General features: G+C 74.0%; 19 protein-coding genes. 10 read left to right on the top strand and 9 right to left on the bottom strand.

Annotated features, from left to right (window positions below):
* Positions 1 to 19: 19 nt before the first annotated feature.
* Entirely contained in the window at positions 20 to 1,822 is a 1,803-nt protein-coding gene (locus tag ABT354_RS00890; RefSeq protein WP_351487093.1) for an ABC transporter ATP-binding protein, read from the bottom strand.
* A complete protein-coding gene (locus ABT354_RS00885) occupies positions 1,819 to 3,600 on the bottom strand; it encodes an ABC transporter ATP-binding protein (RefSeq protein ID WP_351487090.1) in 1,782 nt (593 codons plus the stop codon). The genes ABT354_RS00890 and ABT354_RS00885 overlap by 4 nt, the downstream gene beginning before the upstream one ends.
* 443 nt (positions 3,601 to 4,043) lie before the next feature.
* Between ABT354_RS00885 and ABT354_RS00880 the strand changes: the two genes are divergently transcribed.
* Genes ABT354_RS00880 through ABT354_RS00850 form a run of 7 tightly spaced genes read left to right on the top strand, consistent with a single transcriptional unit; the run spans position 4,044 to position 14,369 of the window.
* Complete coding sequence (locus ABT354_RS00880) at positions 4,044 to 5,054, top strand: NAD-dependent epimerase/dehydratase family protein (RefSeq protein WP_351487088.1); 1,011 nt, start codon at positions 4,044 to 4,046, stop codon at positions 5,052 to 5,054.
* Positions 5,055 to 5,058: 4 nt separating this feature from the next.
* Positions 5,059 to 7,026, top strand: coding sequence for an asparagine synthase (glutamine-hydrolyzing) (asnB, locus tag ABT354_RS00875; protein ID WP_351487085.1), 1,968 nt, complete (start codon positions 5,059 to 5,061; stop codon positions 7,024 to 7,026).
* Positions 7,016 to 8,233 carry a glycosyltransferase family protein gene (locus ABT354_RS00870; RefSeq protein ID WP_351487082.1) on the top strand — a complete coding sequence of 406 codons (1,218 nt, stop codon included), beginning with the start codon at positions 7,016 to 7,018 and terminating at the stop codon, positions 8,231 to 8,233. The genes asnB and ABT354_RS00870 overlap by 11 nt, the downstream gene beginning before the upstream one ends.
* A gap of 40 nt (positions 8,234 to 8,273) precedes the next feature.
* Positions 8,274 to 9,851 carry an asparagine synthase-related protein gene (locus ABT354_RS00865; protein ID WP_351487079.1) on the top strand — a complete coding sequence of 526 codons (1,578 nt, stop codon included), beginning with the start codon at positions 8,274 to 8,276 and terminating at the stop codon, positions 9,849 to 9,851.
* A gap of 42 nt (positions 9,852 to 9,893) precedes the next feature.
* The gene (locus tag ABT354_RS00860) at positions 9,894 to 11,408 is read left to right on the top strand and encodes a B12-binding domain-containing radical SAM protein (protein ID WP_351487075.1); all 1,515 of its coding nucleotides are present in this window, start codon (positions 9,894 to 9,896) and stop codon (positions 11,406 to 11,408) included.
* Entirely contained in the window at positions 11,398 to 12,777 is a 1,380-nt protein-coding gene (locus ABT354_RS00855; protein ID WP_351487072.1) for a glycosyltransferase family protein, read from the top strand. Before ABT354_RS00860 ends, ABT354_RS00855 begins: the two co-directional genes overlap by 11 nt.
* Positions 12,774 to 14,369: a carbamoyltransferase C-terminal domain-containing protein gene (locus tag ABT354_RS00850; protein WP_351487070.1), complete on the top strand. Its 1,596-nt coding sequence runs from the start codon at positions 12,774 to 12,776 to the stop codon at positions 14,367 to 14,369. Before ABT354_RS00855 ends, ABT354_RS00850 begins: the two co-directional genes overlap by 4 nt.
* A 9-nt stretch (positions 14,370 to 14,378) precedes the next feature.
* Here the strand turns inward: ABT354_RS00850 and ABT354_RS00845 are convergent, their stop codons facing one another.
* The 4 genes from ABT354_RS00845 to ABT354_RS00830 form a co-directional block, all read right to left on the bottom strand.
* Positions 14,379 to 15,206: a Moenomycin biosynthesis protein MoeN5 gene (locus ABT354_RS00845; protein WP_351487067.1), complete on the bottom strand. Its 828-nt coding sequence runs from the start codon at positions 15,204 to 15,206 to the stop codon at positions 14,379 to 14,381.
* Entirely contained in the window at positions 15,203 to 16,042 is an 840-nt protein-coding gene (locus ABT354_RS00840; protein WP_351487065.1) for a beta/alpha barrel domain-containing protein, read from the bottom strand. Before ABT354_RS00840 ends, ABT354_RS00845 begins: the two co-directional genes overlap by 4 nt.
* A gap of 578 nt (positions 16,043 to 16,620) precedes the next feature.
* On the bottom strand, positions 16,621 to 17,274 hold the full coding sequence (locus ABT354_RS00835; protein ID WP_351487063.1) for a hypothetical protein: 654 nt from the start codon (positions 17,272 to 17,274) through the stop codon (positions 16,621 to 16,623).
* Positions 17,275 to 17,297: 23 nt separating this feature from the next.
* Positions 17,298 to 18,026, bottom strand: a complete 729-nt coding sequence (locus tag ABT354_RS00830; RefSeq protein ID WP_351487060.1) for an ATP-binding cassette domain-containing protein — start codon at positions 18,024 to 18,026, stop codon at positions 17,298 to 17,300.
* Between the two features lie 381 nt (positions 18,027 to 18,407).
* Between ABT354_RS00830 and ABT354_RS00825 the strand changes: the two genes are divergently transcribed.
* From ABT354_RS00825 to ABT354_RS00815, 3 genes are all read left to right on the top strand, one after another.
* A complete protein-coding gene (locus tag ABT354_RS00825) occupies positions 18,408 to 19,583 on the top strand; it encodes a glycosyltransferase family 2 protein (protein WP_351487058.1) in 1,176 nt (391 codons plus the stop codon).
* Between the two features lie 111 nt (positions 19,584 to 19,694).
* Positions 19,695 to 20,516, top strand: coding sequence for a glycosyltransferase family 2 protein (locus tag ABT354_RS00820; protein ID WP_351487055.1), 822 nt, complete (start codon positions 19,695 to 19,697; stop codon positions 20,514 to 20,516).
* Positions 20,517 to 20,656: 140 nt separating this feature from the next.
* Positions 20,657 to 21,079, top strand: coding sequence for a DUF350 domain-containing protein (locus tag ABT354_RS00815; RefSeq protein WP_351487052.1), 423 nt, complete (start codon positions 20,657 to 20,659; stop codon positions 21,077 to 21,079).
* A 95-nt stretch (positions 21,080 to 21,174) separates the two neighbouring features.
* Here ABT354_RS00815 and ABT354_RS00810 read toward each other — a convergent pair whose 3' ends face one another.
* The 3 genes from ABT354_RS00810 to ABT354_RS00800 all read right to left on the bottom strand — a co-directional run bounded on the left by ABT354_RS00810 (position 21,175) and on the right by ABT354_RS00800 (position 25,476).
* Complete coding sequence (locus ABT354_RS00810; RefSeq protein WP_351487050.1) at positions 21,175 to 22,659, bottom strand: AlkA N-terminal domain-containing protein; 1,485 nt, start codon at positions 22,657 to 22,659, stop codon at positions 21,175 to 21,177.
* A 91-nt stretch (positions 22,660 to 22,750) separates the two neighbouring features.
* Positions 22,751 to 23,989 carry an FAD-dependent oxidoreductase gene (locus ABT354_RS00805; RefSeq protein WP_351488018.1) on the bottom strand — a complete coding sequence of 413 codons (1,239 nt, stop codon included), beginning with the start codon at positions 23,987 to 23,989 and terminating at the stop codon, positions 22,751 to 22,753.
* Between the two features lie 35 nt (positions 23,990 to 24,024).
* On the bottom strand, positions 24,025 to 25,476 hold the full coding sequence (locus tag ABT354_RS00800) for an FAD-dependent oxidoreductase (protein ID WP_351487048.1): 1,452 nt from the start codon (positions 25,474 to 25,476) through the stop codon (positions 24,025 to 24,027).

Genomic DNA, 25,476 nt, shown 5'->3' with positions numbered 1-25,476 from the left:
GGCCGGGGCCGCTCCCGGGTCATCCGGCCCAGATCCGGCGCATCTCGGGCGAGGCGGCCAGTACCTCCTCCAGGGTGCCCGCCGCCTCGATCCGGCCGTCCTTGAGGACCACCACCCGGGCGGCGGCCCGCAGCAGCGCGGGCCGGTGCGAGACGGCGAGGACGGTCGGGGCGCGGGCCAGCAGCCGCTCCCACAGCAGCCGTTCGGTCTCCGGGTCCAGCGCGCTGGAGACATCGTCGAGGACCAGGAGTTCGGGGTCGCGGACGAGCATCCGGGCGATGGCGGTGCGCTGGAGCTGACCGCCGGAGAGCCGCAGCCCGCGCGGGCCGACGACGGTCTCCGCGCCCTCCTCCAGGGCGGCCAGATCGGGCCCGAGGACCGCCGTGCGCACTGCCGGTCCGAAGGCCGTCGCATCGGCCCCGAGCAGGGTGTTCTCCCGCAGTGAGCCACTGAACAGCCGGGGCGTCTGGGGGGTGTGGCCACAGCGGGGGGCGACCAGGAAGGCGGCGGGGTCGGCGATCGGCTCCCCGTTCCACAGAATCTCCCCCCGGTCGCTGGGGAGCAGCCCCAGAACGGCTCTGAGCAGGGTGGTCTTACCGGAACCGACGCCGCCGGTGATCACGGTGACCGAGCCGCGGACCACGGTGAGGTCGATGTCCTCGACACCGTGGCCGCCTCCGGGGTGGCGGGCGGTCAGTCCCCGTACGGTCAGCTCCCGCAGGGCGGGGGCGGGCGGCGGTCCGGTGTCGGCGCCCGCCGGGGTGTCCAGGTGGCGGCGGAGCGGGCCGCCGAAGAATCCGGTGACCCGGTCGAGCGCCACCGACACCCGCTGGAGCCGTACCGACAGGATGCCGATGGAGGCCAGCGCCTCGGTGAGCAGCTGGAGATAGAGGGTGAAGAGGGCGAGGTCGCCGACGGAGAAGGAGCCGTCGCCCGAGCGGTTCGCGGTCAGCAGCAGCACCAGACCGACCCCGATGGGGGCGGCGTTACCGAGGACGTTCCGCTGGAGGCTGGCGTACAGCTCCTCCCGGACGGCGGCGCGCGCACGGGCCTCGTTCAGCCGGACGACATGGGCGGTGACATGCCGCTCGGCGGTGGCCGCCTGGACCGCGCCGACGGAGCCGATGGCCTCCCGCAGCGCCCCGGCGACCTCGGCGGAGGCGGTGCGGGTGGCCCTGCGGTGGGCGAGGAAGCGGCCGTGCAGGGCACCGGTGGCGGCCGTCACCGCGATCAGCAGCGCCAGCAGGGCGAGGGTGACCGCCGCATCGATCCTGATCATGATGGTGACCGAGGCGGCGACAAACATCCAGTGGGCGAGGTTGGTCGGGGACCAGGAGACAAAGAAGCCCGTCTCGTCCACGTCCTCGCCGACGGTGCGCAGGGTCTCGCCGGGTGCGGTACGGGAGGCGGTGCCGGGCCGCCGCAGTGCGGAGGCGAGCAGGGCGCGGCGCATCCGGGCGGTGGTGTCGTACTGGAGGGCGGGTTCCAGACGGCCCGCCATCAGGCCGAACTGGAGGCAGAGCCGGGCCGCCTCGACGGCGGCGACCCAGGCGATCAGTGACCAGAGCAGCCGGTCGCCGCCGCTGCCGCCGAGGCTGTCGAAGAGCCGTTGGAAGACCAGTCCGAGGACCAGGGTCCCGGCGCGGACGAGGACCCACAGGGCGGTGAGGCCCCCATAGGCGGCACGCCGGCCGCGCAGCACGGCGGCGAGGGAGGCGAGGGTGGCCCGTACCCCGTCCCGCGCCCCGTCCCGTACCCCGCCCTGTTCGCCTTCCGGCGCCGTGCCCGAGGCCGTGTCCCGCGCCGTGCCCGGGGGCTTCACCGGGGTCCCCCGCCCGGGGTGAGCAGGGCGTGGAAGCGGGAGCCGGGGTCGGCGGCGAGCCGGTCGCGGGGGCCGTCCTCGACGACCCGCCCCGCGTCCAGCACCACGATCCGGTCGACCTGGCGCAGGGTGTGCGGCCGGTGCTGGACCACCACGGCGGTCCGGTGCCGCAACAGCCTTTCCAGCGCGGGTTCCAGCAGGGCCTCGGTATACGGATCGAGCCGCGCGGTCGGCTCGTCCAGCAGGACGACGGCCGGGTCGCGCAGAAAGACCCGGGCCAGCGCGAGGAGCTGTTCCTGGCCCCCGGACAGACCCCGGGCCCCGTCGGCGGGGCCGATCAGGGTGTCCAGGCCGTCGGGGAGGTCCCGGCGCCAGTCGTCCAGGCCCGCCTCCTCCAGGGCGGCCAGCAGCCGCCGGTCGGGGACGGAGCGGTCGAAGAAGGCGAGGTTGTCGCGGAGGCTGGCATGGAAGATCTGGACCTCCTGGGTGACCAGGGCGACCCGGGCCCGCAGCGCCGCCGGGTCCAGCTCCCGTACCTCCCGGCCGCCGACGGTCACCGAGCCCCGCCCGGGGTGCTGGAGCCCGAACAGCAGCCGGATCAGGGTGGACTTGCCGCAGCCGGTGCGGCCGACGACCCCGAGGCGCTCCCCGGGCCGTACCCCGAAGGTGATCTCGCGCAGCACCGGTTCACCGGGTTCGTACTGGAAGGAGACGGTGTCGAAGCGGAGGTCCAGCGGGCCGTCGGGCAGGGGCGCGGACGGGGGGCGCAAGAAGCTCGTCGGGGCATCGGGGCCGGCCGGATCGGCGGGACCGTGCGGGGCATCGGTCAGTTCGGCGATGCGCCGTGCGCTCACCACCGCCTGCTCCACATCGTGGAAGCGGGTGGAGAGCGTGAGCAGCGGACGGCGCAGCAGCAGCGCGTAGGAGAGGGTGGCGAAGGCGGTACCGGTGGAGAGCCGGCCGGCGGAGTGGAGCCAGACGCTGACGGCGAGCGCGAGGACGACGCTGAGCGCGGAGAGCCCCTGGACGGTGGCGGGCCAGCGGACGGAGACCCGGGCGGCGGCGCGGGCCCGTGCCCCGAGGTCGGTGAGCCGGTCCTCCAGGGCGCCGAGGGTGTGGCCGGTGGCGCCGTTGGTGCGCAGGTCCTCGGCGCCGGCGAGCCGTTCCTCCAGAAAGCCGAGAAGGTCGGCGGCGCTGCGCTGGCGGGCGGTGACCAGCGGCAGGGAGCGCCCGACGAGCCGCCGCAGGGTGAGGACGGTGGCCACCACGAAGGGGGCGAAGACCAGCCCGATGCGCCAGTCGAAGTGGAAGAGGGCGGCCAGCACACCGAGGACCAGGACGAGATGGGCCAGTACCTCCAGGACCAGGGCGGACATCACCCCGGCGAGCCGGGTCACATCGCCGTCGATCCGTTCGACGAGTTCGCCGGGGGGATGGTCCTGGTAGAAGCGGGCGGGGCGGCGCAGACAGTGGTCGACCAGTTCGGCGCGGAGCCGGTTGGTGGTGCGCCAGGCGAGCCGTACCGCGACCGCGTCCCCGCCGATGACGACAGCCATCTGTCCGACGGCCGAGGTCAGATACCAGACGGCGACGCCGGTCAGGGCGGCGGTGGAGCCGCCGGTCAGGGCCGAGTCCACAAATCGGCGGAGCAGCTGGGGGGCGACGAGCTGAAGGCCGACGCCCAGCGGAATCAGCAGCGCGAGCAGGATGAGCGCACGGCGCTCGCCCCTCAGATAACGGGTGAGTCCGGCCAGTTGCCATAAGGGACGGAAGGCCAACGGCCCCTCTCCGTTCGTGATCCACCGGCGGAAGCCGTCAGCATAAGGAGAGGGCGGGGCTTTGGGAATGGGGCGAGTGGCCCCGGCGAGGATTGGTGAAGATCCAATTCCAGGGTGGCGGGCATCTTTCCGAGGCACCATTGCTGCGGATTGGGAGCGCTGTTAGACTCCCGGCGTCCTGGGGCTCTGACACCTGCCACCATGGTGAATTCCCACGGTGGCGACGCCCCTCTCCCATGTACTCGTACACAGTTTCGTCCGGCTCCGCGACCGGGTTCTCCCTCGAATACGGCACGGTGGCCGACCGTTCGGCCCGGCGCACTCCGGCACCGCCGGATGCCGCCCCGGAGCACTTTTATCCGCACAGCGCGCGCACCGCCGTGAACGGCCTCATCGGAACGGCCTCATCGGATACGAGCAGCAACGAGCAGGGGGGAATTCCCATGTCGGGCGAGACCGATGTCCCGGTAAGCAGCGGAAAGGCCGTGGTCACAGGTGCGGCCGGATTCATCGGACGCCATCTGGTCACGGCTTTGCGAAGCGCCGGAACGGATGTCGTGGGAATCGACCGCCGGGACACCTGGACCGAGGAGGAGAGCGAACCGGGCGCGGAAGGCGGCTCCTTGCGCGCGGTGCACGGAGATCTCGTCTCCCTCGATCTCGCCCCGCTGCTGGCCGACGCCCGGGCCGTCTTCCATCTGGCCGCGTTACCGGGGGTCCGTCCGTCGTGGACGCGCTTCCCCGAGTATCTGCACTGCAATGTGCTCGCCACCCAGCGGCTGATGGACGCCTGTGTCCGGACGGGGGTGCGGCGGGTCGTCGTCGCCTCGTCCTCCAGTGTGTACGGCGGCACCGACGACACCGGCACCATGAGCGAGGAGCAGGTGCCGTCGCCGCTCTCCCCGTACGGGGTGACCAAGCTCGCCGCCGAACGGCTGGCGCTCGCCTTCGCCGCCCGCGAGGACACCTCGCTCGCCGTCCGGGCGCTGCGCTTCTTCACCGTCTACGGCCCCGGCCAGCGCTCCGACATGCTGATCTCCCGGATGATCCGGGCCGCCCTGGAGGGTGCGCCGCTCGCCATCCACGGGGACGGCACCCAGATCAGGGACTTCGTCCATGTCTCCGATGTGGTCCGCGCCCTGACCCTCGCCGGGGGCACGGCGGGCGGCGGCAGTGAGGTGCTGAACATCGGCACCGGCACCTCCGTCTCCGTGAACGAGGTGCTGGCCCTCACCGGCGAGCTGACCGGCCGCGCCCCCGACGCCCGGTACGGTCCGGCCCGCGCGGGCGATGTGGAGGCGACCGCCGCCGACACCGGGCGCGCCCGGGAGAGGCTCGGCTTCACCGCCACCGTGGACATCCGCACCGGCCTGGCCGGCCAGATCGCCTGGACCCGGCACGCCCTGGCCACCGCCGCCCCGTCCGCCTCCCCCGCCACCGCCCGGACGGCCTGACGGCGTGTGCGGCTTTGTGGGCTTCAGCGACCCGGGCGGACCGGACGACGACGCACGGGCGGTCGCGGGCCGGATGCTCGCCGCCCTCGTCCACCGGGGGCCCGACGGCACCGGCTGGTGCCGCCACGCGGGGACCACCCTCGCGCACTGCGCCCTGACCTTCGTGGACCCCTCCGGCGGCGGCCAGCCCTTCCTCTCGGCCAGCGGCGCGGTGGCGCTCGTCCTCAACGGCGAGCTGTACAACCACGCCGAGCTGCGCCGGGAGCTGTGCGCCTCCGGCTTCGTCCCCCGTACCGGCGGCGACACCGAGGTACTGACCGAGCTGTACGAGCGGCACGGCACCGCGGTCCTGGAGCGGGTGCGCGGGATGTACGCCTTCGCCGCGCACGACGCCCGTACCGGCACCACGGTGCTCGCCCGGGACCCGCTCGGCAAGAAGCCGCTCTACTACGCGCGGGTCCCCGGCGGGATCGCCTTCGCCTCCGAACTCACCGCCCTGCTCCGCCATCCGGCGGTCTCCCGCTCCCCCGACCCGCGCGCCCTCGCCGACTATCTGGTGCTGCGGGCCTTCCCCGCGCCCCGGTCGGCGGTCGCGGGGGTGCGCAAGGTGCGCCCCGGCTCCGTGGTGCGGTACACGGAGGGGTCCCTCACCGAGACCGAGTACTGGCGGCCCCGGCTGGGCCCGGCCCCGGGCGGCCGGGTGCCCGGTACCCGGGAGGCGGCCGAGCGGTTCGAGGAGCTGCTGCGCGCCGCCGTCGCCCGCCGGGTCACCAGCACCGGCCGACGCCTCGGGGTCCTGCTCAGCGGCGGTCTCGACTCCAGTGTGATCGCCGCCCTCGCCCAGGAGATGTCACCGGGCCGGCCGGTGCCCACCTTCAGCGCCGGATTCGAGGACGCCGACTTCGACGAGTCGCCGCACGCCCGCGCGGTCGCCCGGCATCTGGGCACCGAGCACCATGTGGTGCGGGTCGGCGGGGCGGAGCTGGCCGGGGTGGTGGAGGAGGAGTACGCCCTCGCGGACGAGCCGCTGGCCGACCCCTCGCTGCTGCCCACCCGGCTGGTGTGCCGGGCCGCCCGCGAACGGGTCCGGGGGGTGCTCACCGGCGACGGCGCCGACGAACTCCTCCTCGGCTACCGCTACTTCCAGGCCGAGCGGACCATCGACACCCTGCTGCGCCATGTCTCCGCGCCCCGGCTGGCCGCCGCCGCGAACCTGGCCGCCCGTACCCTGCCCGTCCGCTCCGGCAATCTGCCCGCCGCCCAGGCGCTGCGCGGGCTCGCCAAGGGACTCGGCGCCGCCCCCGAACACCGCTTCTATCTGGCGAACGCGCCCTTCACCCCGGCGGCCCTGGGCTCCGTCCTCGGCCCGGCCGCCCGCGACCGGCTCGCCGACCACCGGCCCTTCGCCGAGATCGCCCGGCTGCTCGGGGCGCAGCCGGAGCGGCTCAGCGGTCTCCAGCGCGCCCAGCTCGCCGTCATCGCCCACTTCCTGCGCGATGTCATCCTCACCAAGACCGACCGGGGCGGTATGCGCAGCGCGCTGGAGCTGCGCTCCCCCTTTCTCGATCTGGACCTGGTGGAGTACGGCAACAGCCTGCCGGAAGGGCTCAAGCTGCGCGGGCTCACCGGGAAGTATCTGCTGCGCAGGATCGCCGCGCCCTGGCTGCCGCGCCGCACGGTCCGCCGCACCAAACTCGGCTTCCGCGCCCCGCTGGCCCGGCTGCTCCGGGAGGAGCTGCGCCCGCTGCTGCTGGACACCCTGGCCGCCCCGGCGCTGGAGCGGGGCGGTCTCTTCGACCCGGTGGCCGTGCGCACCCTCACCGACGACCATCTCTCCGGCCGCCGTGACACCTCGCGCGCCCTGTGGGCGCTGCTGACCTACCAGCTCTGGTACGAGGGGCCGGGCCGGGGCGACCGGCCGGCCCGGACCGTGCCCCTGGCCCTCCCCGAGGAGATCCGCCGTGCCCCCTGACCCCCACCGTATCCAGGTGCTCTCCCCGCGTACCTGGGGGAAGTTCGGCAACTATCTCGCGGCGACCAGCTTCTCGCGGGTGCTGCGGGAGCGGCTCACCGCCGAGATCGTCCTGGGCGAGGCCGAACCGCTGGTCCCGCTGCTCGGCGAGGCGGGGGCGGAGATCCGGGTGATCTCGGAGGAGAGCCCCGATCTCGCCACCCGCAACACCCGCTATCTGGAGCTGATGGGCCGCCTCCAGGAGCGGTTCCCGCAGGGGTTCGAGGCCGACCCCACCCCGGCCCAGGCGGACGCCCTCACCGGTCTGGTCGCCCATCTGCGGGAGACCGGCCCGGATGTCGTCGTCGGCACCAAGGGCTTTCTGGCCCGGCTCTGTGTGGCGGCGGTACGGCTGGCGGGGACCAGGACCCGGGTCGTCAGCCAGGTCACCAACCCGGGCCTGCTCCAACTGCCGCTGCACCGCAGCCGTCATCCGGATCTGACCCTGGTGGGGTTCGACTGGGCCGCGCGGCGGCTCCTCGCCGACGAGGGCGGTGACCCGGAGCGGGTCAGGGTGGTGGGGCCGCTGGTCGCCCAGCACGATCTGCGGGAGTTCATGACCGGCGCGGCGGGCCAGGCGCCCGCCGCCACTCCCTGGGGCGACGGGGACGACGATCCGGACCGGCCCCGGCTGATCGTCTTCTGCAACCGGGGCGGCGATGTCTATCTGCGGCTGCTGGAGCACATCGCCGCCCACCACCCCTCGGTGGACCTGGTCTTCGTCGGCTACGACGATCCCTCGCTGGCCCGGCGGGCGGCGGGCTCGTCGGGGCGGATGCGGCACTGGCGCTTCCACAGCAGGCTGACCCAGACCGAATACTTTGACTACATCGACCGGGCGGCGCGCTCGCCCCATGGGCTGCTGGTCTCCAAGGCGGGGCCCAACACCACCCTGGAGGCGGCCTACTTCGGCATCCCGGTGCTGATGCTGGAGTCGGGGCTGCCGATGGAGGAGTGGGTGCCCGGACTCATCCACGACCACGGCCTCGGCCGTGCCTGCGCGGAGCCGGACGAGCTGCTGCGGACCGTGGACGAGTGGCTCTCCCGGCCGGCGGCCATCGCCCGGCACAAGAAGTCCGCGATCGGCTTCGCGAGCGGGGTGCTGGACCAGGAGGCGGTGGCGGACCGCATCGGCACGGCGGTCGGCTCGCTGCTGGAGCCCCGGTGACCGCGCGCCCCGGGCCCGGCGGGGCCCGGCGGGAGGGGCGATGAGCGCCCCGGTGACGGCTCCGGAGCGGACCGGGGCGGCGGGCGGAGGGCCGGGCGGCGGGCCGGTGCTGCGGCTGCGCCGGACCGCCGGCGGGGTACGGGCCGAGGGGGCCGCCGAGGCCGTCCTCGGGCATGCCCACGATGAGCCGGGCGGTCCCGGCGGTGCCACCGTGCCGGAGGGGATCTTCGCCCGCTGGCACTGGGACGGCACCCGGCTGACCGTCCGCAACGACCGGTACGGGATGTTCCCCCTCTTCTACCGCGCCGACGCCGACTCCCTCGCCCTCTCCCCCGCCCTCCACGCCCTGCTGCCCCCCGGCGAGCAGGCGGAGCTGGACCATGACGCGCTCGCCGTCTTCGTCCGGCTCGGCTTCTTCCTCGCCGAGGACACCTGCTTCGCGCACATCCGCGCACTGCCCCCGGCGGCCACCCTGACCTGGACCGCCACCGACGGGCTCCGGCTCGTCAGCGGAGGGCGGCCGCCCAACGGCCCCGCCGCCATGGACCGGGACCGGGCGGTGGACGGCTTCGTGGAGCTGTTCCGGGAGGCGGTGGCGCGGCGGCTGCCGCAGGACCCGTACATCCTGCCGCTCAGCGGTGGCCGGGACTCCCGGCACATCCTGCTGGAGCTGCACCGGCAGGGCGCGCCGCCCCGGCTCTGCCTCAGCGGGGCGAAGTTCCCGCCCGACCCGGGCGCGGACGCCCTGGTCGCGGCCGAGCTGGCCGGACGGCTGGGTCTGGCGCACCGTACCCTCACCCCGCGCCGCTCGCAGTTCCGGGCCGAGCTGACCGCGAACCGGGCCCAGGGCATGACCACCCTGGACGGTGCCTGGACCCTGCCGGTGCTGGCGTATCTGCGCCGCCACACCCCCGTCACCCATGACGGCATCGGCGGCGGGGAACTCGCCCAGAACCCCAGCATCGCCCTGATCCGCGAGCTGACCTCGGCCCGGCTCCCCCTTCCGGAGCTGGCCGGGCGGCTGCTGCGGGACGCCGGGCGCACCGGGCACCATGTGGAGCGGCTGCTCGGCCCCCGGCTGGGCACGCTGTGGAGCGAGGGGCGGGCCCGGGAGCGGCTCACCCGGGAACTGGCCCGGCATCAGGACGCCGCCTTCCCGCTGGGGTCCTTCTTCTTCTGGAACCGCACCCGGCGGTCGATCGCGATGGCCCCGTACGGGCTCGCCGCCGGCCCGACCGTCGTCCACGCGCCCTATCTGGACCACGCCCTCTTCGACCATCTCAGTACCGTCCCGGCCCGCCATCTCCTCGACGGCGACCTCCATGACCGGGCGCTGCACCGGGCCTTCCCCGACCATGCGGAGCTGGGCTTCGCCGCCGATGTGCCCGGCCGGCTGGGTGTCGCGCTGGCCGGGCGGCGGCTGGCCTTCCTGACCCGGCTGCTGGGCCATGCCCTGGTGGCGGAGCCCCGGTGGCTGCGCGCCGGGGACGGACTGCTCGGCCGGCTGCTGGCCGCCGGGCGCGGCCCCGGCGCCCCCGCCCGGGTGAGCCGGCTGCTGCCGCTGACCCTCTATCTGCTCCAGCTGGAGACCCTGGCCGCGGGCCCCGCCGGCCGCTGAGCCCGCCCCACCCCGTCGCACCACCTCAGAGGAGGGAACCCCATGCGGAAGTCACTGCCCGTCATCAGCACGGCCCCGGCGGGCGGAGGCGGCTGCGGGACCGCCGTCACCGCCCCGGCCCCGGCGGGGCGGCCCGCGCTGCCCCGCTGGAAGCAGCGGAAGCTGCGGATCGCGCTCGTCCGCCACCACGACCTCTGCCTCAACACCCGGCAGATCAGCCAGATCCAGCGGCGGGCGGGCGTCCTGCCGCATCTGGGGCTCGGCTATATCCACACCGCGCTGAAGACCGCCGGTTTCCACAATGTCATCCAGGTCGACACCCCCGCGCTCGGGCTGGACAGCGAGGGGCTGCGGAAGCTGCTCGCCGACTTCGAACCCGATCTGGTGGGGGTGAGCACCACGACACCTGGTCTGCCGGGTGCGGTGGAGGCGTGCCAGGCGGCCAAGAGCACCGGGGCGAAGGTGATCCTCGGCGGCCCGCACGCCGAGGTCTACGCCCGGGAGAACCTCTTCCACGAATCCATCGACTATGTCGGTGTGGGTGAGGGCATCACCATCATGCCGGAGCTGGCCGAGGCGCTGGAGCAGGGCGAGAAGCCGGAGGGCATCCGGGGCCTGGTGACCCGGGAGCACGACGGCGGGGCCGCCCCGATGGTCAATCTGGAGGACGTCGGCTGGCCCGAGCGCACCGGTCTGCCGATGAACAACTACTACTCCATCATGGCGCCGCGCCCCTTCGCGACGATGATCTCCAGCCGGGGCTGCCCCTTCAAGTGCAGCTTCTGCTTCAAGCAGGCCGTGGACAAGAAGTCCATGTACCGCACCCCCGAGGATGTCGTCGGGGAGATGGCGGAGCTGCAGAAGCGGTACGGGGTGAAGGAGATCATGTTCTATGACGATGTCTTCACCCTGCACCGGGGCCGGGTACGGGAGATCTGCGCGCTGATCGGGGAGACCGGGCTGAAGGTCCGCTGGGAGGCCCCGACCCGGGTCGACCTCGTTCCCGTGAAGCTGCTGGAGGCGATGGCGGGGGCGGGCTGTGTGCGGCTGCGCTTCGGGATCGAGCACGGCGACCCGGACATCCTGGCCCGGATGCGCAAGGAGAGCGACATCGCCAAGATCGAACGGGCCGTCACCGACGCCCATGAGGCCGGTATCAAGGGCTTCGGGTACTTCATCGTCGGCTGGCTGGACGAGAGTCTGGAGCAGTTCCGCCGCACCCTGGACCTGGCCTGCCGGATCCCGCTGGACTACGCCAGCTTCTACACCGCGACGCCGCTGCCGGGGACCCCGCTGCACACCGAGTCGGTGGCGGCCGGGCGGATCCCGGCGGACTACTGGGACCGGTTCGTCCGGGGCGAGTTCGACGCCCGGATCGGCTATCTGGTGCCGGACGCCCAGCGCCGTGCCCAGATCGCCTACCGCCGCTTCTTCCTGCGCAAGGAGATGGTCAAACCGCTGGTGAGCCATATGGCGAGCACCGGTCAGTGGCGCAACACCCTGGACGGGCTGCGCAGCCTCGCCCGCTCGACCTCCAACACCGACCGTGACTTCTGACCCCGCCCGCCCGGCCGCTCCCGGTCCCGGGGCCGATCCCGGCTCCGGCTCCGGGGGCGCCCCCGGTGTCGCGGCCGTGCCGGAGCCGCTGCGGCCGGGCCCTCCCGTACCGCTGAACACGCCCCTGGCGCCGCGCGACCCCGGACGCCGGGGCGAGCCCTGGCCGCCGAGGCTGCTGCGGTCGGCCGTCGCCCGGGGTTTCGCCCCGGCGCCGTCCTGGTCGGTGCCGGTCCGCCATCTCCTGCCGGACGGCTCCGTCACCGAGGGTGCCGAGCCGGCCGCCCGGCGCCTCGCGGACGGTATCGCCGCGCGGGCGGCGGACGGCGGGCCGGGGGCCGGGCGCACCGGCCCCGCGCTGGTCCTGGTGGCGCCGACCGCCGTCGGCCGGGCCACCGCCGCCGCTCAGCAGAGCCGGCTCGACGCGCTCCTCGACCGGGTCGGCGAGGTGACCGCCGGTCATCCGGGGGTGCCCGTCGTCCTGGTCCTGGGGATGCAGTGGACCTCTCCGGAGGAGGAGCGGGAGTCCCTGGAGCGGCTGCGCTCCCTGCTGGCGCGGGCCTCGGCGCGGCTGCCGGAGGTGGGCTGCTGCGGGCTCTGGCTGCCCGGTCCGGGCAAGCCCCGTACCCTCAACGCCGCCATCGCGGTCGCCGAGGCGCTGGGCGCCGCCGGGGTGGGCTGGGTCGACGACGATGTCACCCTGGATCCCGGGGCGCTGGCCCGGCTGGTCACCGCCTTCCGGGCGGCCGGCTGCCGGGGCGCGGTGGGCGCCACCAAGGTCCCGCACACCAAGGAGTACGCCACCTCACGCGCGCTGGCACGTGCCAAGGAGATCTCCGCGACCGCGACGAGCTATCCCCATGGCTGCTGCATCCTGGTCGGCACCGATGTCGTCGCGGGCGGGATGCCGGGGCGCTATCTCTCCGACGACGGCTATGTCTGCTTCCGGCTGCTGGCGCCGGAGCTGCCCGACCCGCTGGCCCGGCTGCGACTCGTCCCGGACGCCATCTGCCACTACTACGTGGCGGGGCCCGCCGGGGAGACCCGGCGGCGGATCCGGCGGCTGCTCCTCAACCATCTGGTCGACCTGGCCGACTGGCCGCTGCCCGTCGCCCGGCACTACTTCCGCCATGTCCTGTTCGCCGGGGTGTGGCCGCTCACCGGCTGGGACGGCTCCCGGGGGCGCCGCCACGGTCTGAAGAAGGCGGCGATCGGCTGGCTCTACTTCGGCTGGTTCGCCAAGGTCGCCGCCGAGCTGTGTCTGCGCGGGGTGGCACGGCGGCCGCTGCGCCGGATCGAGTGGGCCCCGTACTCCTCCGTCCCCGCCCCGCGTCCCGCCGCTTCCGCCCGTCTGTGTGAGGAGTCCCGATGAAGGTCCTGTCCCTCCATTCCGCCGGCCATGACACCGGTGTCGGGTACTTCGAGGACGGCCGGCTGGTCTACGCGGTGGAGACCGAGCGGCTGACCCGGGTGAAGCACGACCACCGCTCGGACATCGCGCTCCACCATGTCCTGGCCCGGCCGGAGGTGGACACCGCCGGGATCGACCTGGTGGCGGTCAGCACCCCCGTACGCGGTTCGCTGCTGCGCATCCCCGATCTGGACCGGGCGATGGAGCGGATCACGGCCGGGGCGCCGCACCACCGCACCGTCTGTGAGCTGCTGGGCCGCCGGGTGGAGTGTGTGGTGGTCACCCATGAGGTGTCGCACGGCGCGCTGGCGGCGCACTACGCGGGCCATGCGGAGGGCACCACCGTCCTGGTGAACGAGGGCCGGGGGCAGATCACCCGCAGCTCCCTCTTCCATGTGCGCGACGGCCGGCTGGAGTGGACCGAGAAGGACCCGCTGCCCTGGTACGGCAATGGCTTCGGGTGGACCGCGATCGGCCATCTCCTCGGCTACGGTCTGGGCCCCACCATCACCGGCAAGGTGATGGCGCTCGGCGGCTACGGCACCCCCGATCCGGGGATCCGCGAGACCCTGCTCGCGGTCGACCCCCGGGTGATGCACGATCTGGAGCTGGCCCAGCGGGTACAGACCGAGCTGGCGGCGCGGCCCGAGTTCGCCCGTGACTTCGAGCGGATGGCGAATGTCGTCGCCACCTTCCAGGAGCTGTTCACCGAGACCGTCCACGCCACCCTGGAGCGTCACGCGGTACGGATCGGCGCCGGGGTGGGACCGCTCGCCCTGGGCGGCGGCTGCGCCCTCAATATCGTCGCCAACTCGGAGCTGCGGCACCGCTTCGGCCGGGACATCGCCATCCCGCCGCCCTGCGGGGACGCGGGGCATCTGGTGGGTGCCGGGATCTACGCCCTGAAGTATCTGTACGGGCAGGAGGTGGCCCCGGTCGAGGTGTACGCCAACGGCGGCGGGGAGAGCCGGGAGGCGGTCCTGGAGGCGGTCGCCGACGCGGGTCTGACCCCCGTGCCCTACGACGGGTCCGCGGTCGCCCGGCTGCTCGCCGACGGCGGGGTGGTGGCCTTCCTGGAGGGGCGGGCGGAGCTGGGGCCGAGGGCGCTGGGCCATCGCTCGCTGCTGGGCAGTCCGGCCGTGCCGGGGATGCGCAAGCGCATGAGCGAGGAGCTGAAGCAGCGGGAGTGGTACCGGCCGCTGGGGGCGATGATGCGGGCGGAGCGGTTCGCCGCGCTCCACCCGGGGGAGCGCCCCTCGCCGTACATGCTCTTCGAGTACCCGCTGCCGGAGGGGACCGCGTCGGAGGCCCGCCATGTCAACGGGACCTGCCGGATCCAGACGCTCGGGCCCGAACAGGTGCGCCTGGACGCCCTGCTGACCGAGTTCGAGGCGCTCAGCGGGGTACCGGCGCTGATCAACACCTCGCTCAACGGGCCCGGCCGGGCCATCGCGCAGACCGCGCGGGATGTGCTGGACGACTTCGCGCACACCGGGGTCGAGCTGTATGTCTTCGACGATCTGATGGCCTACCGGGCGGGTACGGCCCGGTAGGCCCCGGGGTCAGACCGCCAGCGCCGCACGGAAGCGGGGCAGCAGCCGGTTGAGCACATCGTCCCGGTAGATCCCGACGACGGGGACGAGGTCGTGGGCGACCGGCTGCTGCCGCGCGGCCCGTTCGGCGCGTTCGGTCAGCCGGTCCACCAGTCCGGTCAGCTCGTCCAGGGTCAGCGCCCCGGTCAGCAGCAGATGGCCGAGGTTCCCGGCCCGTTCACCGTTGCGGTCGTAGTCGGTGAGGTCGTCGGCCATGGTGATGAGCGTGCCGTACGCCTCGGCGAACTCCCGCGCGGGTCCTATGGATTCGGGTCTTCGTCCGCAGAGCGCGGCCAGCGCCCCGTAGCAGCCGAGGAAGGCGGCGCCGTAGGTGCTGGCGTTGGCGCACCACTCGTCCAGATTCCGGGCCGGTTCCCGCTTGGTGCGGATCTGGCCGGTGCAGACCAGGGTGAAGTCGCGCTCCAGCAGGTCGGCCACGGCCTGGGGCTCCTGGGAGAGGGCGCACATCTCCTTGAGCGCGGTCAGATGGAGATGGAGGCAGAGACAGGCGAGTTCGATCCGGTCGAGTCCGCTGTCGTCGTCCATCAGATCGTCCAGCAGCTTCATCGCCACGATGTCGAGGACCAGGGCGGCGGCCACCTCGGCGCGGAGCTTGGGCTCGTCTATCCACTCGGTGAGGAAGTGCGGCACCCGCAGATAGAGGCGGATGGCGGCGACATGGTCGACCAGGCCGGGCGAGCCCCCGTTGCCGGCGACGAAGGAGGTCACCCGGTCCCGGTTGGCGGACTCGGTGACCAGCATGGCCGCCTGGTAGTCGGCGGAGAGCGGCGGGGTCATCGAGGTCCTTCCCGGTCGTGGGCGGGGTCCGCCAGGTCCTTCAGGGTGGTGCGCCAGTCGGGGTGTTCCAGGGCTCCGGCGAAGCCCACACAGTCGGCCCCCGCGGCGACGTACTCGGTGATCTGGCTGCGGGAGCGGACATTCCCGCTGACGAAGAGGATCTGGTCGGGGAGGAGCCCGGCCCGGAAGTGGCGGACCACGTCGAGCGGCACAGTGGCGTAGCGGGAGTAGAGGTAGACCATGTGGAAGCCGAAGCCGCGGGTGACCGCGAGATGCGCGTCGAGCTGGGCGGTGCCCGCCGTGCCCACGGGGACGGTGCCGAGCAGATCGCCGGTCTTGGGGTCCTCCCCGAAGGTGAGGGCCACCGTCAGCAGCAGATCGGGCCAGTCCTCGCGGTCGAGCCGGACGGGCAGGGTCAGCAGGGTCTCCAGATAGCTCTTCCAGACGTAGTAGTCGTCGGTCGAGCCGAGGAGCGCCGGCAGGACCACCGCGTCGGCGCCGGTCACCAGCGGGAAGCCGATGCCCTTGCGGGGCGGGAAGTGGAGCAGGACCGGCAGCGAGGTGACCTGTTTGATGGCCGCCACATAGGGCTCCATCCGGTCCTCGAAGGCGGTGTAGTCGGTACTGGCGAGCAGGATCGCGGGAAAGCCGAGGGCGTCCAGGGCCGCCGCCTTCTCCACCGCCTCCCGCTGCGGCACCTTGAAGGGATCGATGATGTGCACCGGACCGGGCGGATGGTCGCGCAGCCGGGCCAGGGTCTTCCCCGCGTGGAACACGGCGGGGGGCGGGGTGGTCTGCCTCTGTGTCTGCTGGGTCAGTTCGGGTACGGCGTTCACCAGCGTGCTCCCCCTCGGGGTCGGTGCTGCTGACGGTCGCTGTCACACCGCTGCGGTGCGGGACCCGTCCGTGCGGGCACCGTGCGGGTGCCCGGGAGCGGCGGGGGTGCCCGGTGGATGACCGGTGGCCGACCGGTGCCCCGGCCGGGCTCCGGTGAATTCCCGCCCGGTGCGGGGCGATGCGGAATTCACCGCGGCTCCGGAGTTCCGCTCCGTCGATGAACCTGTCCCCTGACGGAAGCGGTTGAATTCCACGGCACTGAGCTGGACAATTACCCGGCCGAATGGCCGGAGGGTCATCACCGTGCATCATCCACATACTCTCCTGCGGCAGGAGAGAAAGCGACACCGCGCGATGCCTTTCAGGGGCGCATAACATGCCCCGGACTCACGAAAACCACACCTTACACGTGTTCGTTTCGGCGAGGTAGGGGACATCCGACCCCGCTTTTTCCGGCACCGGACCGGTGAATGTCCGCCGATGCGGGCCGGATTGACCGGGCGGAGATCACCCGGGCCGGGCGCCGCCTTTGCCCTCCCGAATCGTTTACCCCTCCCGGATCAATCGCCCCGGGAGTTCACACGAACCGCAGATGTGCGCGGCGGCGCACACGGAAGGCCAGGACCGCCCCGCTGGCCGACACCAGCACCCCGGCGGCCACGACGGCATGGGCCGCGCCCGTACCGAAGGAGGCCGCGGCGGGACCGTCCACGGCATAGGTGATGATCTCGCGGGTGGACCAGAAGGGCAGGACGCGGGCGGCGTCCTGCTCCGGGTCCATCACCATCTGCGCGCCGATGACCGAGATGAGCAGCAGACTGCCCTCCAGGTCCCGGGGGACGGCGAGACCGAGCAGCATCCCCAGCGGCACCGCGATCACGGCGGTCAGCGCGAACTGGGCCACCACGGCGGGGACACTGCGGACCTCCTGGCCCACCACGGTCAGGGTGGCGTACGCCCCGGCGATCACCAGCCCCGCGGTCAGCAGCGCCAGGAAGCGGCCCAGATAGAGCTGGTGGGGAGCGAATCCGGTGAGGACCAGCCGGGCGTCCGCCTCCCGGGCGCCGACGACGGAGAAGAGCGCCGCGGTGGAGACCGCGAAGCCCACCCCGAGCGCGGCGAACCGGATGGCCTGTCCGGTCTGGTCGTGCCGCCCCAGATAGAAGACGAGCGGTACGAGGAGCAGCAGGCCCAGCACGCCCCGGCGGCGCAGCAGTTCCCGGAGTGTCATCCCGGCGAGGCAGAGGGTCCGGTTCACCGCAGCGCCTCCGGGGAGCGGGCGGGCAGACCGTCGTCCGTACCCCAGGAGTCCGGCCCGCCGTCGCTCCGGCGCGGCCCGAGATCCAGCACATGGTCCACCCGGTCGAGCTGCTGGAGCATATGGGTCACCACGACCACCGCGCGGCCGTCCTCCCGCCAGTCCCAGACGTTCCTCCAGAAGTCGAGGTACGAGCCCCGGTCGAAGCCCTGGTAGGGCTCGTCGAGCAGCAGCACATCGGGCTCGCCGAGGGCGGCGAGGACCAGATTGAGCTTCTGGCGGGTGCCGCCGGAGAGGTCCTTGGTGAGGGTGGCGCGGTCGACCGTCCAGTCGAGCCGGGCCGCCAGCTCGCGGCCCCTGCGGTCGGCCGCCCGGCCGCGCATGCCCCGGCCGACGCCGAAGAGGGTGAAGTGCTCCCGGGGGGTGAGATGGCCGAACACCCCCGCGTGCTGCGGGCAGTAGCCGAGCCGGCCCGCCACGGTGACCCGGCCCCGGTCCGGGGAGATCAGGCCGGCACATATCTTGAGCAGCGTGGACTTGCCCGCGCCGTTGCCGCCGACGATGGCGGCGACCTCTCCGGCGCGGACGGCGAGTTCCACCCCGTCAAGGACCCGGCGGCGGCCGAATCCCTTCACGATCCCCTGGGCGTGGAGCAGCACGGCCCCCGGGGAATCCCCTGGTAAGCCGCCGTCCAACCGCTCTTCCGCGCTTGCCGGATAATTCATGCGCCGGTCACCTTCCTGTTCCTGCCTGTGGTGGCGGTATGACAGACCCCGTCCGTGAGGGATTTTAGGGTCCAGCGATGGCCGGTGCCGTAAATCCGGACGCATCCGCCGACGCGCTTTCGTATGAAATCCGGGCGGTTGGGGCGCCCGTGATCCCGTACGCCCCCGGAACGCTCCGGCAGCGCCCCGGGCCGCCGGGTGTTCGATGGAGGGAATTCCCCGCCGTGACGCGGTCTTGTGATCTTTGATCGGCGGTGGTTAGCGTGACGCCGCCGCGCCGGACCAGGCCGGGACCGAGAAGTGCGGGATACCGAAGTACGGGACACCGAAGCGCGGGACACCGGGCGCGGCGCCGGGCGACGCGGGTCAGGGGGAAGCGGAATGCGCGGGGCCGAACGCTCCTGGGTGCAGCGCGCGGTGGCGCGCGGCTACGCACCGCCGCCCGAGCCGAAGTCGCCGGTGACCGTGGTCGGCCCGGGGTGGGAGAGGACCGTACCGCCCACCGCCCGGGAGGTCCCCGGCGCCGGACTGCCGCGGGGCGGGCTCGGGGTCCTGCTGCCCACCTATGTGGGGCGGTGCGCGGCCGGGGCGCAGGAGGCGGCCGTACGGCATCTGCTGGCGGCGCTGGGCCCGGTGCGGGCGGCCCATCCGGATCTGCCGCTGACGGTGTGGGTGGGCATGCAGTACGGGGCGGGGCAGGAGGCGGAGGCGGTGCGCAGGCTGCGGCTGCTCACCGCGGCGGGGCCCGCGGCGCCCCCGGCCGGCCCGGAGGCCGCGCCGCTCACGGTGGTGGGGATCGCGCTGCCGGGGCCCGGCAAGCCCCGGACCATCAACGCGGCGGTCCGGCTCACCGGTGACCTCGGCTATGCGGGGTGGCTCTGGACCGACGACGACGTACGGTTCACCGAGACCTGTCTGGAGCGGCTGGTGACCCGCTTCCGCGAACGGGGCTGCACCGGGGCGGTCGGGGCGGCCGTCACCGCGCTGTCGCGGGACACCCCCGCCGCGCAGACCATGGCACGGGTCTCCTCGGTGACCGTTCCCCCGGGGTCGTACCCGGTGGCCGCCTGCATGATCGTCGCCACCGGTGTGGTGGCCTCGGGCATCCCGGCGCGCCGGCTCGCCGACGACGGCCATGTCCTCTTCGAACTCCTCGACCCGGCCGCCCCGGACCCCCTGCACGCCCTGGAGGTCCTGCCGGACGCCCGGGGTCTGGTGCACCGGCCGGGCCGTTCCCGCGACACGGTCCGCAGACTGCGCCGCTCCCTCTACTCCCATGTGACCTGCATGGCGGACTATCCGCGCCCGGTGGCGGCGCACTACTTCTCCCGGATGCTCTTCCACGGGCTGTGGCCGCTCGCGCCCTTCGACGGCAGCCGGGGCACCCGCCGGGGGCTGGTGCGCTGGGTGGTGAAGGCGGTGCACTTCGGCTGGTTCTGCCGGGTCGCGGCGGGGCTGGCGCTGCGCGGGGCCGCCGGGCGCCCGCTGCACAGGGTGGCCTGGGGCGACGAGGGGGACTTCCGCACTCCGGTGGGGAGCGGCACCGCCCCGGGGTGACCGGTACAGGACGGCAGGCGGCGGCGGTACGGGGCGCGGCGCGGCAGCGGTACGGCAGCGGGCAGGGACGGCACGGTCAGGGCTCATCACCTCAGGGGACGGAGAACACGGGTGCGGTCAGCGGCGACTGAGGACACGGCGGCGGTCAGCGTCGTCCTCCCCCATTACGACTGCGCCCGCTATGTCGGGGAGGCGGTGGCGTCGGTCCTCGCCCAGGACCGGCGGGATCTGCGGCTGTACGTGGTGGACGACCGCTCCCCCGACGAGAGCTGGACCGCCGCGCTCCGCCCGTACGCGGACGACCCCCGGCTGACCGTTCTGCGCACCTCGCGGAATGTGGGGCATCTGCGGATCAAGAACCGGGTGCTGGAGCGGATCTCCACGCCGTATGTCGCCTTCCAGGACGCCGACGACATCAGCATGCCCGAGCGGCTGCGGCGGCAGCTCGCCGTACTGGAACGGAACCGGGCCGACCTGGTGGGCTGCGCCTATGAGTACATCGACGCGGAGGGCCGGGCCACCGGCCGCCGCCGGATGCCCCGGTACGGCAATCTGTGGCTGCGGCTGGGCCGGACCACGGTGGTGCTGCACCCCTCGACCGTGGTGCGGCGGCAGGCACTGGTGAGACTCGGCGGCTTCGACGGCACCGTGCGGTTCGGCGCGGACACCGACTTCCATCTGCGGCTGGCCCGGCTGTACCGGGTGCGCAGCGTACGGCGGACGCTCTACCGCTACCGGATCTGGCCGCAGTCGCTGACCCAGGCGCCCGACACCGGTTTCGGCTCCGCCCGGCGCCGTGCGTACGCCGAGGAGATGGCCGCGCAGGAGGCACGGCGCAAGGCGGCCCGTACCCCGCAGGAGCTGCTGCCGCTGCTCGTCGCCCCGGCCAATGACATCGACTTCGACCTGGAGCCGGTGCGGCTGGGGGGCTGAGACGGGCGGTACGGCGGGCGGTACGGCGGGGCCGGGGCGGGAGTGCTTGCCGGGGCCGGTGATCCTCTCCCGGGGGCGTGCGGTAGATTTTGCGCGCCCTTGACCGGTATCACCTCACGTACACGGAGAACCGCCCCGCAATGAGCGACATAGTCAACGGACTTGGCCGCGCGAGTGCCTATGGAGCACTCGGTCTGGTGCTGCTGATCCTCGGCATGGTCCTGATCGACCTGCTCACCCCGGGCAAGCTGGGCCGCCAGATCTGGGAGGACCGCAACCGCAACGCGGCCCTGCTGCTCAGCTCGGCGCTGCTCGGGATCGGCGGGATCGTCTTCACCTCGATCTGGACCACCTACGAGGACTTCGGCAAGGGGATGCTCTCCACGGCCGCCTTCGGAGTGCTCGGGCTGGTGATGATGGCGGTGGCCTTCCTGGTGGTGGACCTGATCACGCCGGGACGGCTGGGCGCGACGCTGGTGGAGCCGGAGCCGCATCCGGCGGTGTGGGTGACGGCCTCCTGCAATATCGCGGTCTCCGCGATCGTGTCGGCGTCGATCGCCTGACAACGGGGCCGACGACGCCGGGGCCGGGCGTCGCGGGTCGGCCCAGCCCAGGTCGGGCCAGGTCGTCGGGTCGGGCCAGGGCGGGTCGGGTCGGGTCAGGGCGCGGTGGCCAGATAGCGCGTCGCGTAGCTGCGCCAGGGCCGCCACCGCCGGGCCGCGTCCGGGCCCTGCCCCGCACGGCGCAGGGCCGCGCGGACCGCGGGGTCGTCCATGAGCAGGACATCGGGATCGCCCAGCGCCCGGGTCCGGATCCGGGCGGCGGTACGGGCGCCGAGCCCGGGCAGGCCCAGCAGCCGCCGGGTGGTCTCCGCGCGGTCGGCGCCGGGGCCGAGGACGACGGACCCCTCGGCGAGCGCGGTGGCCAGGGTCCGCAGGGCGGCGAGACGCCGGGGCGGCAGCCCGACCCCGTCGGCCGGGGCACCGGCGAGTCTCCCGGCGGTGGGGAAGAGATGGGTGAGCCCACCGCTGGGCCGGCCCAGCGGCTCGCCCACCGCGTGGACCAGCCGCCCGCCCCGCCGCCGGGCCGCCGCCGGGGTCAGCCCCCGGCCGAGCAGGATCCGCAGCGCGGTCTCGTCGGGGTCGGCCGACCCCGGGACCCGCAGCCCCGGGCGGGCCGCCACCAGCGGGGCGAGCAGGGGGTCGGCGCCGAGCCGGTCGCCGACGGCATAGGGGTCGGCGTCCAGATCGAGGAGCCGGCGGATCCGCTGGGTGGCGGCGGTCAGATCACGCAGATCCTGGAGCTGGAGCCGGCACTCCAGCCAGCCCCCGGTGCCGCCGCTGCCCCCGGCCTCGGCGACCTCGGCGATCCCGGGCCCGCCGGGCAGCCGCAGGGTCCGGCGGTAGACCCGGGAGCCGGGTACGCCGGTCATCTCCTCGATCCCCGGCAGGGCCTCGGCGGCGAGCAGATCGAAGAGCGGCCCGGTGGCGCAGGGGCCGCGATGGGCCAGCCGCAGCGGCACTCCGGCGGTGCCCTGCGCGGGGGTGGCCGGGCCGAGCCGGGAGGGATGTCCGGAGCGGGTACGGCGGGCCGCGCGCAGCTCCGTGGGGGTGGCGGCGTAGATCGCCCGGATGGTGTCGTTGAACTGCCGTACGCTCGCGAAGCCCGCGGCGAAGGCGATCTCGGCGGCCTGGAGATCGGTGGTCTGGAGCAGCACCCGGGCGGTGTGGCCGCGCTGGGCGCGGGCGAGGGCGATGGGTCCGGCGCCGACCTCGGCGGTGAGCTGCCGCTGTACCTGGCGGGCGCTGTAGCCGAGCCGTCCGGCGAGCCCGGTGACCCCTTCGCGGTCCACGACACCGTCCCCGATCAGGCGCATGGCCCGGCCCACGACATCGGCGCGCGCGTTCCACTCGGCGGAGCCGGGTACGGCGTCGGGCCGGCAGCGCCGGCAGGCCCGGTATCCGGCGCCCTGGGCGGCGGCGGCCGTGCGGTAGAAGGTGACGTTCTGCCGCTTGGGGGTGAGCGCGGGGCAGCTGGGCCGGCAGTAGATCCCGGTGGTGGCGACGGCGAAGAAGAACACCCCGTCGAACCGGGCGTCCCGGCTGCGCACCGCCTCGTATCTGCTGTCCTCGACTGTCTCCATACGCCCAGTATGGGCAGGCGCCCGGTGCCCCCGCTGGCGGCTTTCGGACGCGGCCCTGACCCGTAGGCCCGCCCGGCGGGCACCGCGGGGGTCAGGGGCCCGTGAGGGTGATGGTGAGGGGGCCGCCGCGGGGGTCGGTGCGGGGGAGCCAGCCGGCGCGGAGGTGGAGGGGGCGGGTGGGGAGGACGGGGCGGGGCAGGGGGTCGCGGTGGAGGAGGCGGCCGTCCTGGGTCACGGTGAGCCGGGCGAGCGCGCGGGCCCCGGCGGTGCGCAGCACGAAGCGGCCGAGGAGCGGGGCGGGCCCGTCGGGGTGGATCCGGTTGGGGGCGACCCAGAGCAGCGGGCGTTCGACGCGCAGCGCCGGTCCGGGTGCGGGCCAGGACTCCCCGGCGAGATGCGCGAGGATCCGCTCGGCGGCCTCCCGGCCCTCCTCGGCCGCGACCGGGGCACGTTCCACCCCGCGCAGCAGATTGCCCGCCGCGAAGACGGAGGGCACGGCGGTGCGGTAGCCGGTGTCCACGGCGGGCCCCCGGGTGTCCGGGTCGAGCGGGACACCGCCCCGGCGGGCGAGTTCGTGGTCGGGGATCCAGTCGCCGGTGAAGACGACGGTGTCACAGGCGATGACGCCGCTCCGGCCGTCCGCGTGGCGCAGCCGTACCCCGGTGAGCCGGCCCCGGCCGAGGAGTTCGGTGACGGTGGTCCGGTGCAGCACGGGGACGGTGCGGAAGGGGGCGGGTACGGGCAGCGGGTCCCGTTCGGTGACCAGGGCCACGGTCGTCACCCCCGCCGTCCGCAGCGCGCGGACCGCGTTGTGGGCGATGGTGTCGGCGCCGACGACCAGGGCGCGGGTGCCGACGGGCCGGTGGTAGAGGTTGACCGCCTGCTGAAGCTCGCCGGTGGTCCATACCCCCGCCGGGCGGGTGCCGGGCACCAGGCGGGCCGCGCGGGGCCGTTCGCGGGCCCCGGTGGCGAGCAGCACGGCCCGCGCGGTGATCTGTTCCACGCCGTCCGGGCCGGTGACCTGGAGGGTACGGGGGCCCGCCCACCCGGTAACGGTCACTCCGGTACGCAGCGCCGCCCCGGCGCGGACGGCGGTGTCGGTGAGCCGGCGGGCGTACTCGGGTCCGTGCAGGGACCGGTGGAGGTCGCGGAGTCCGAAGCCGCCGTGGAAGCAGTGGCGGGGGATGCCGCCGGGCTGCCGCTCGCGTTCGGCGATCTCGACGGTGCCCGCGCCGGCCGCCGCGAGCCGGGCCCCGGCGGCGAGCCCGGCGGGTCCGGCGCCGACGATCAGCACATCGACGGTACGGGCGGTGACACCGGGCCCGGGCACCGGCGGGGTGGCGGGATCCGGGAGGCCGGGGTGGTTCACGCGCGTCGCTCCTGGGGGTGCCGGTCGGCCGGGCGGGGTTCGGGGTCGGGTCCGGGGGCTCCGTCGAGCAGGGCGCCGACCGCGGGTCCGCAGTAGAAGCCCTGGCAGCGCCCGGCGCGGGCGCGGGTGCGGCGGCGCAGGGCGTCCAGGGAGCGCGGCGGGACGGTGGCGGCGAGGGCGTCGCGGATCTCGCCGAGGGAGACCCGTTCGCAGTGGCAGACGAGGGTGCCGTAGGCGGGGTCGGCGGCGATGAGGTCGGGGCGCTGGTAGGGCCGGGGGAACGCCTCGCCGATCTGGGGCATGGTCAGGGGTGCGAGGTCGCGGGCGGGTCCGGTGTCGAGGCCCGCCTCCTTCAGCAGGCCGACGGTATGGGCGGCGATGGCCATGCTCGCGGTCAGCCCGGTGGAGCGGATGCCGCCGACGGTGACCGCGCGCCGGTCGGGGTGGGCCCGGATGCGGTAGTCGTCGTGTTCGGTGGCGGCGCGCAGGCCCGCGTAGACGGTGGTGATCTCCTCGTCGATCAGTGCGGGCAGGATCCGGCGGCCCTTCTCCCGCAGGGTCGCCAGGCCCTCGGCGGTGGACTCGGTGGCCCGCTTGTCGCCGAGGTCCTCGGCGGTGGGGCCGAGCATGACATTGCCGTACACCGTCGGGGAGACCAGGACCCCCTTGCCGAGGGCGGTCGGCACCGGCAGCAGGATGTGCCGGACGAGGTCGCGGGCGAGCTTGTCGTAGACGATGAGCTGGCCCCGGCGGGGGGTGACGGTGAAGTCGGCGCGGCCGAGGTCGCGGTCGAGTTCGTCGGCGTGCAGTCCGGCGGCGTTGACCAGCCAGCGGGTGCGCAGGGTGCCCCGGCCGGTGGTGAGTTCCTGGTGGTCGCCCCGGTCGGTGATCCGCTCGACCCGGCAGCCGAGATGGAGGCCGGTGCCCGCCCGGACGGCCTGGGTGGCATAGGCGAGGGTGGTGGTCCAGGGGCAGATGATGCTCTCGCCGGGGACATGGAGCGCGCCGAGGGCGCCGGGCCCGAGATGGGGTTCGCGGCGCCGTACCTCGTCCGCGTCGATGATCCGTACCTCGGGGCAGCCGTTGGCGCGGGCCTTGGCGGCGAGGGAGGGCAGGGCGTCGAGCTGTTCGGTGTCCCAGGCGACGAGGAGCGCGCCGAGCGGTTCGACGGGGATGCCGGTGTCGGCGGCGTACCGGGCGAGGAGGGCCGAGCCCTCGCGGACGAGCCGGGCCTCCAGGGAGCCGGGGACCGCGTCGAAGCCGGTGTGCAGGATGGCGGTGTTGGCCTTGGAGGTGCCGTCGCACACATCGTCGGCGGCGTCCACGAGTGCGGTGCGCAGCGGGTGGCGGGCGAGTTCGCGGGCGATGGCGGAGCCGACGACCCCGGCGCCGACCACGATCACATCGTGGAGTTCACCGGGGAGCGGGCCGTGGTGGATGGCACTCAC

This window comes from Streptomyces sp. NPDC000594, assembly GCF_040299965.1.
Classification (GTDB): Bacteria; Actinomycetota; Actinomycetes; order Streptomycetales; family Streptomycetaceae; genus Streptomyces.
This window is presented reverse-complemented; position numbering and strand designations above follow the sequence as displayed.

Coding starts and splice junctions, on each gene's coding strand:
- ABT354_RS00880 (WP_351487088.1), top strand. CDS start 4,044: ATGTCGGGCGAGACCGATGTCCCGGTAAGCAGCGGAAAGGCCGTGGTC.
- ABT354_RS00865 (WP_351487079.1), top strand. CDS start 8,274: ATGAGCGCCCCGGTGACGGCTCCGGAGCGGACCGGGGCGGCGGGCGGA.
- ABT354_RS00860 (WP_351487075.1), top strand. CDS start 9,894: ATGCGGAAGTCACTGCCCGTCATCAGCACGGCCCCGGCGGGCGGAGGC.
- ABT354_RS00850 (WP_351487070.1), top strand. CDS start 12,774: ATGAAGGTCCTGTCCCTCCATTCCGCCGGCCATGACACCGGTGTCGGG.
- ABT354_RS00845 (WP_351487067.1), bottom strand. CDS start 15,206: ATGACCCCGCCGCTCTCCGCCGACTACCAGGCGGCCATGCTGGTCACC.
- ABT354_RS00835 (WP_351487063.1), bottom strand. CDS start 17,274: ATGACACTCCGGGAACTGCTGCGCCGCCGGGGCGTGCTGGGCCTGCTG.
- ABT354_RS00830 (WP_351487060.1), bottom strand. CDS start 18,026: ATGAATTATCCGGCAAGCGCGGAAGAGCGGTTGGACGGCGGCTTACCA.
- ABT354_RS00825 (WP_351487058.1), top strand. CDS start 18,408: ATGCGCGGGGCCGAACGCTCCTGGGTGCAGCGCGCGGTGGCGCGCGGC.
- ABT354_RS00815 (WP_351487052.1), top strand. CDS start 20,657: ATGAGCGACATAGTCAACGGACTTGGCCGCGCGAGTGCCTATGGAGCA.
- ABT354_RS00810 (WP_351487050.1), bottom strand. CDS start 22,659: ATGGAGACAGTCGAGGACAGCAGATACGAGGCGGTGCGCAGCCGGGAC.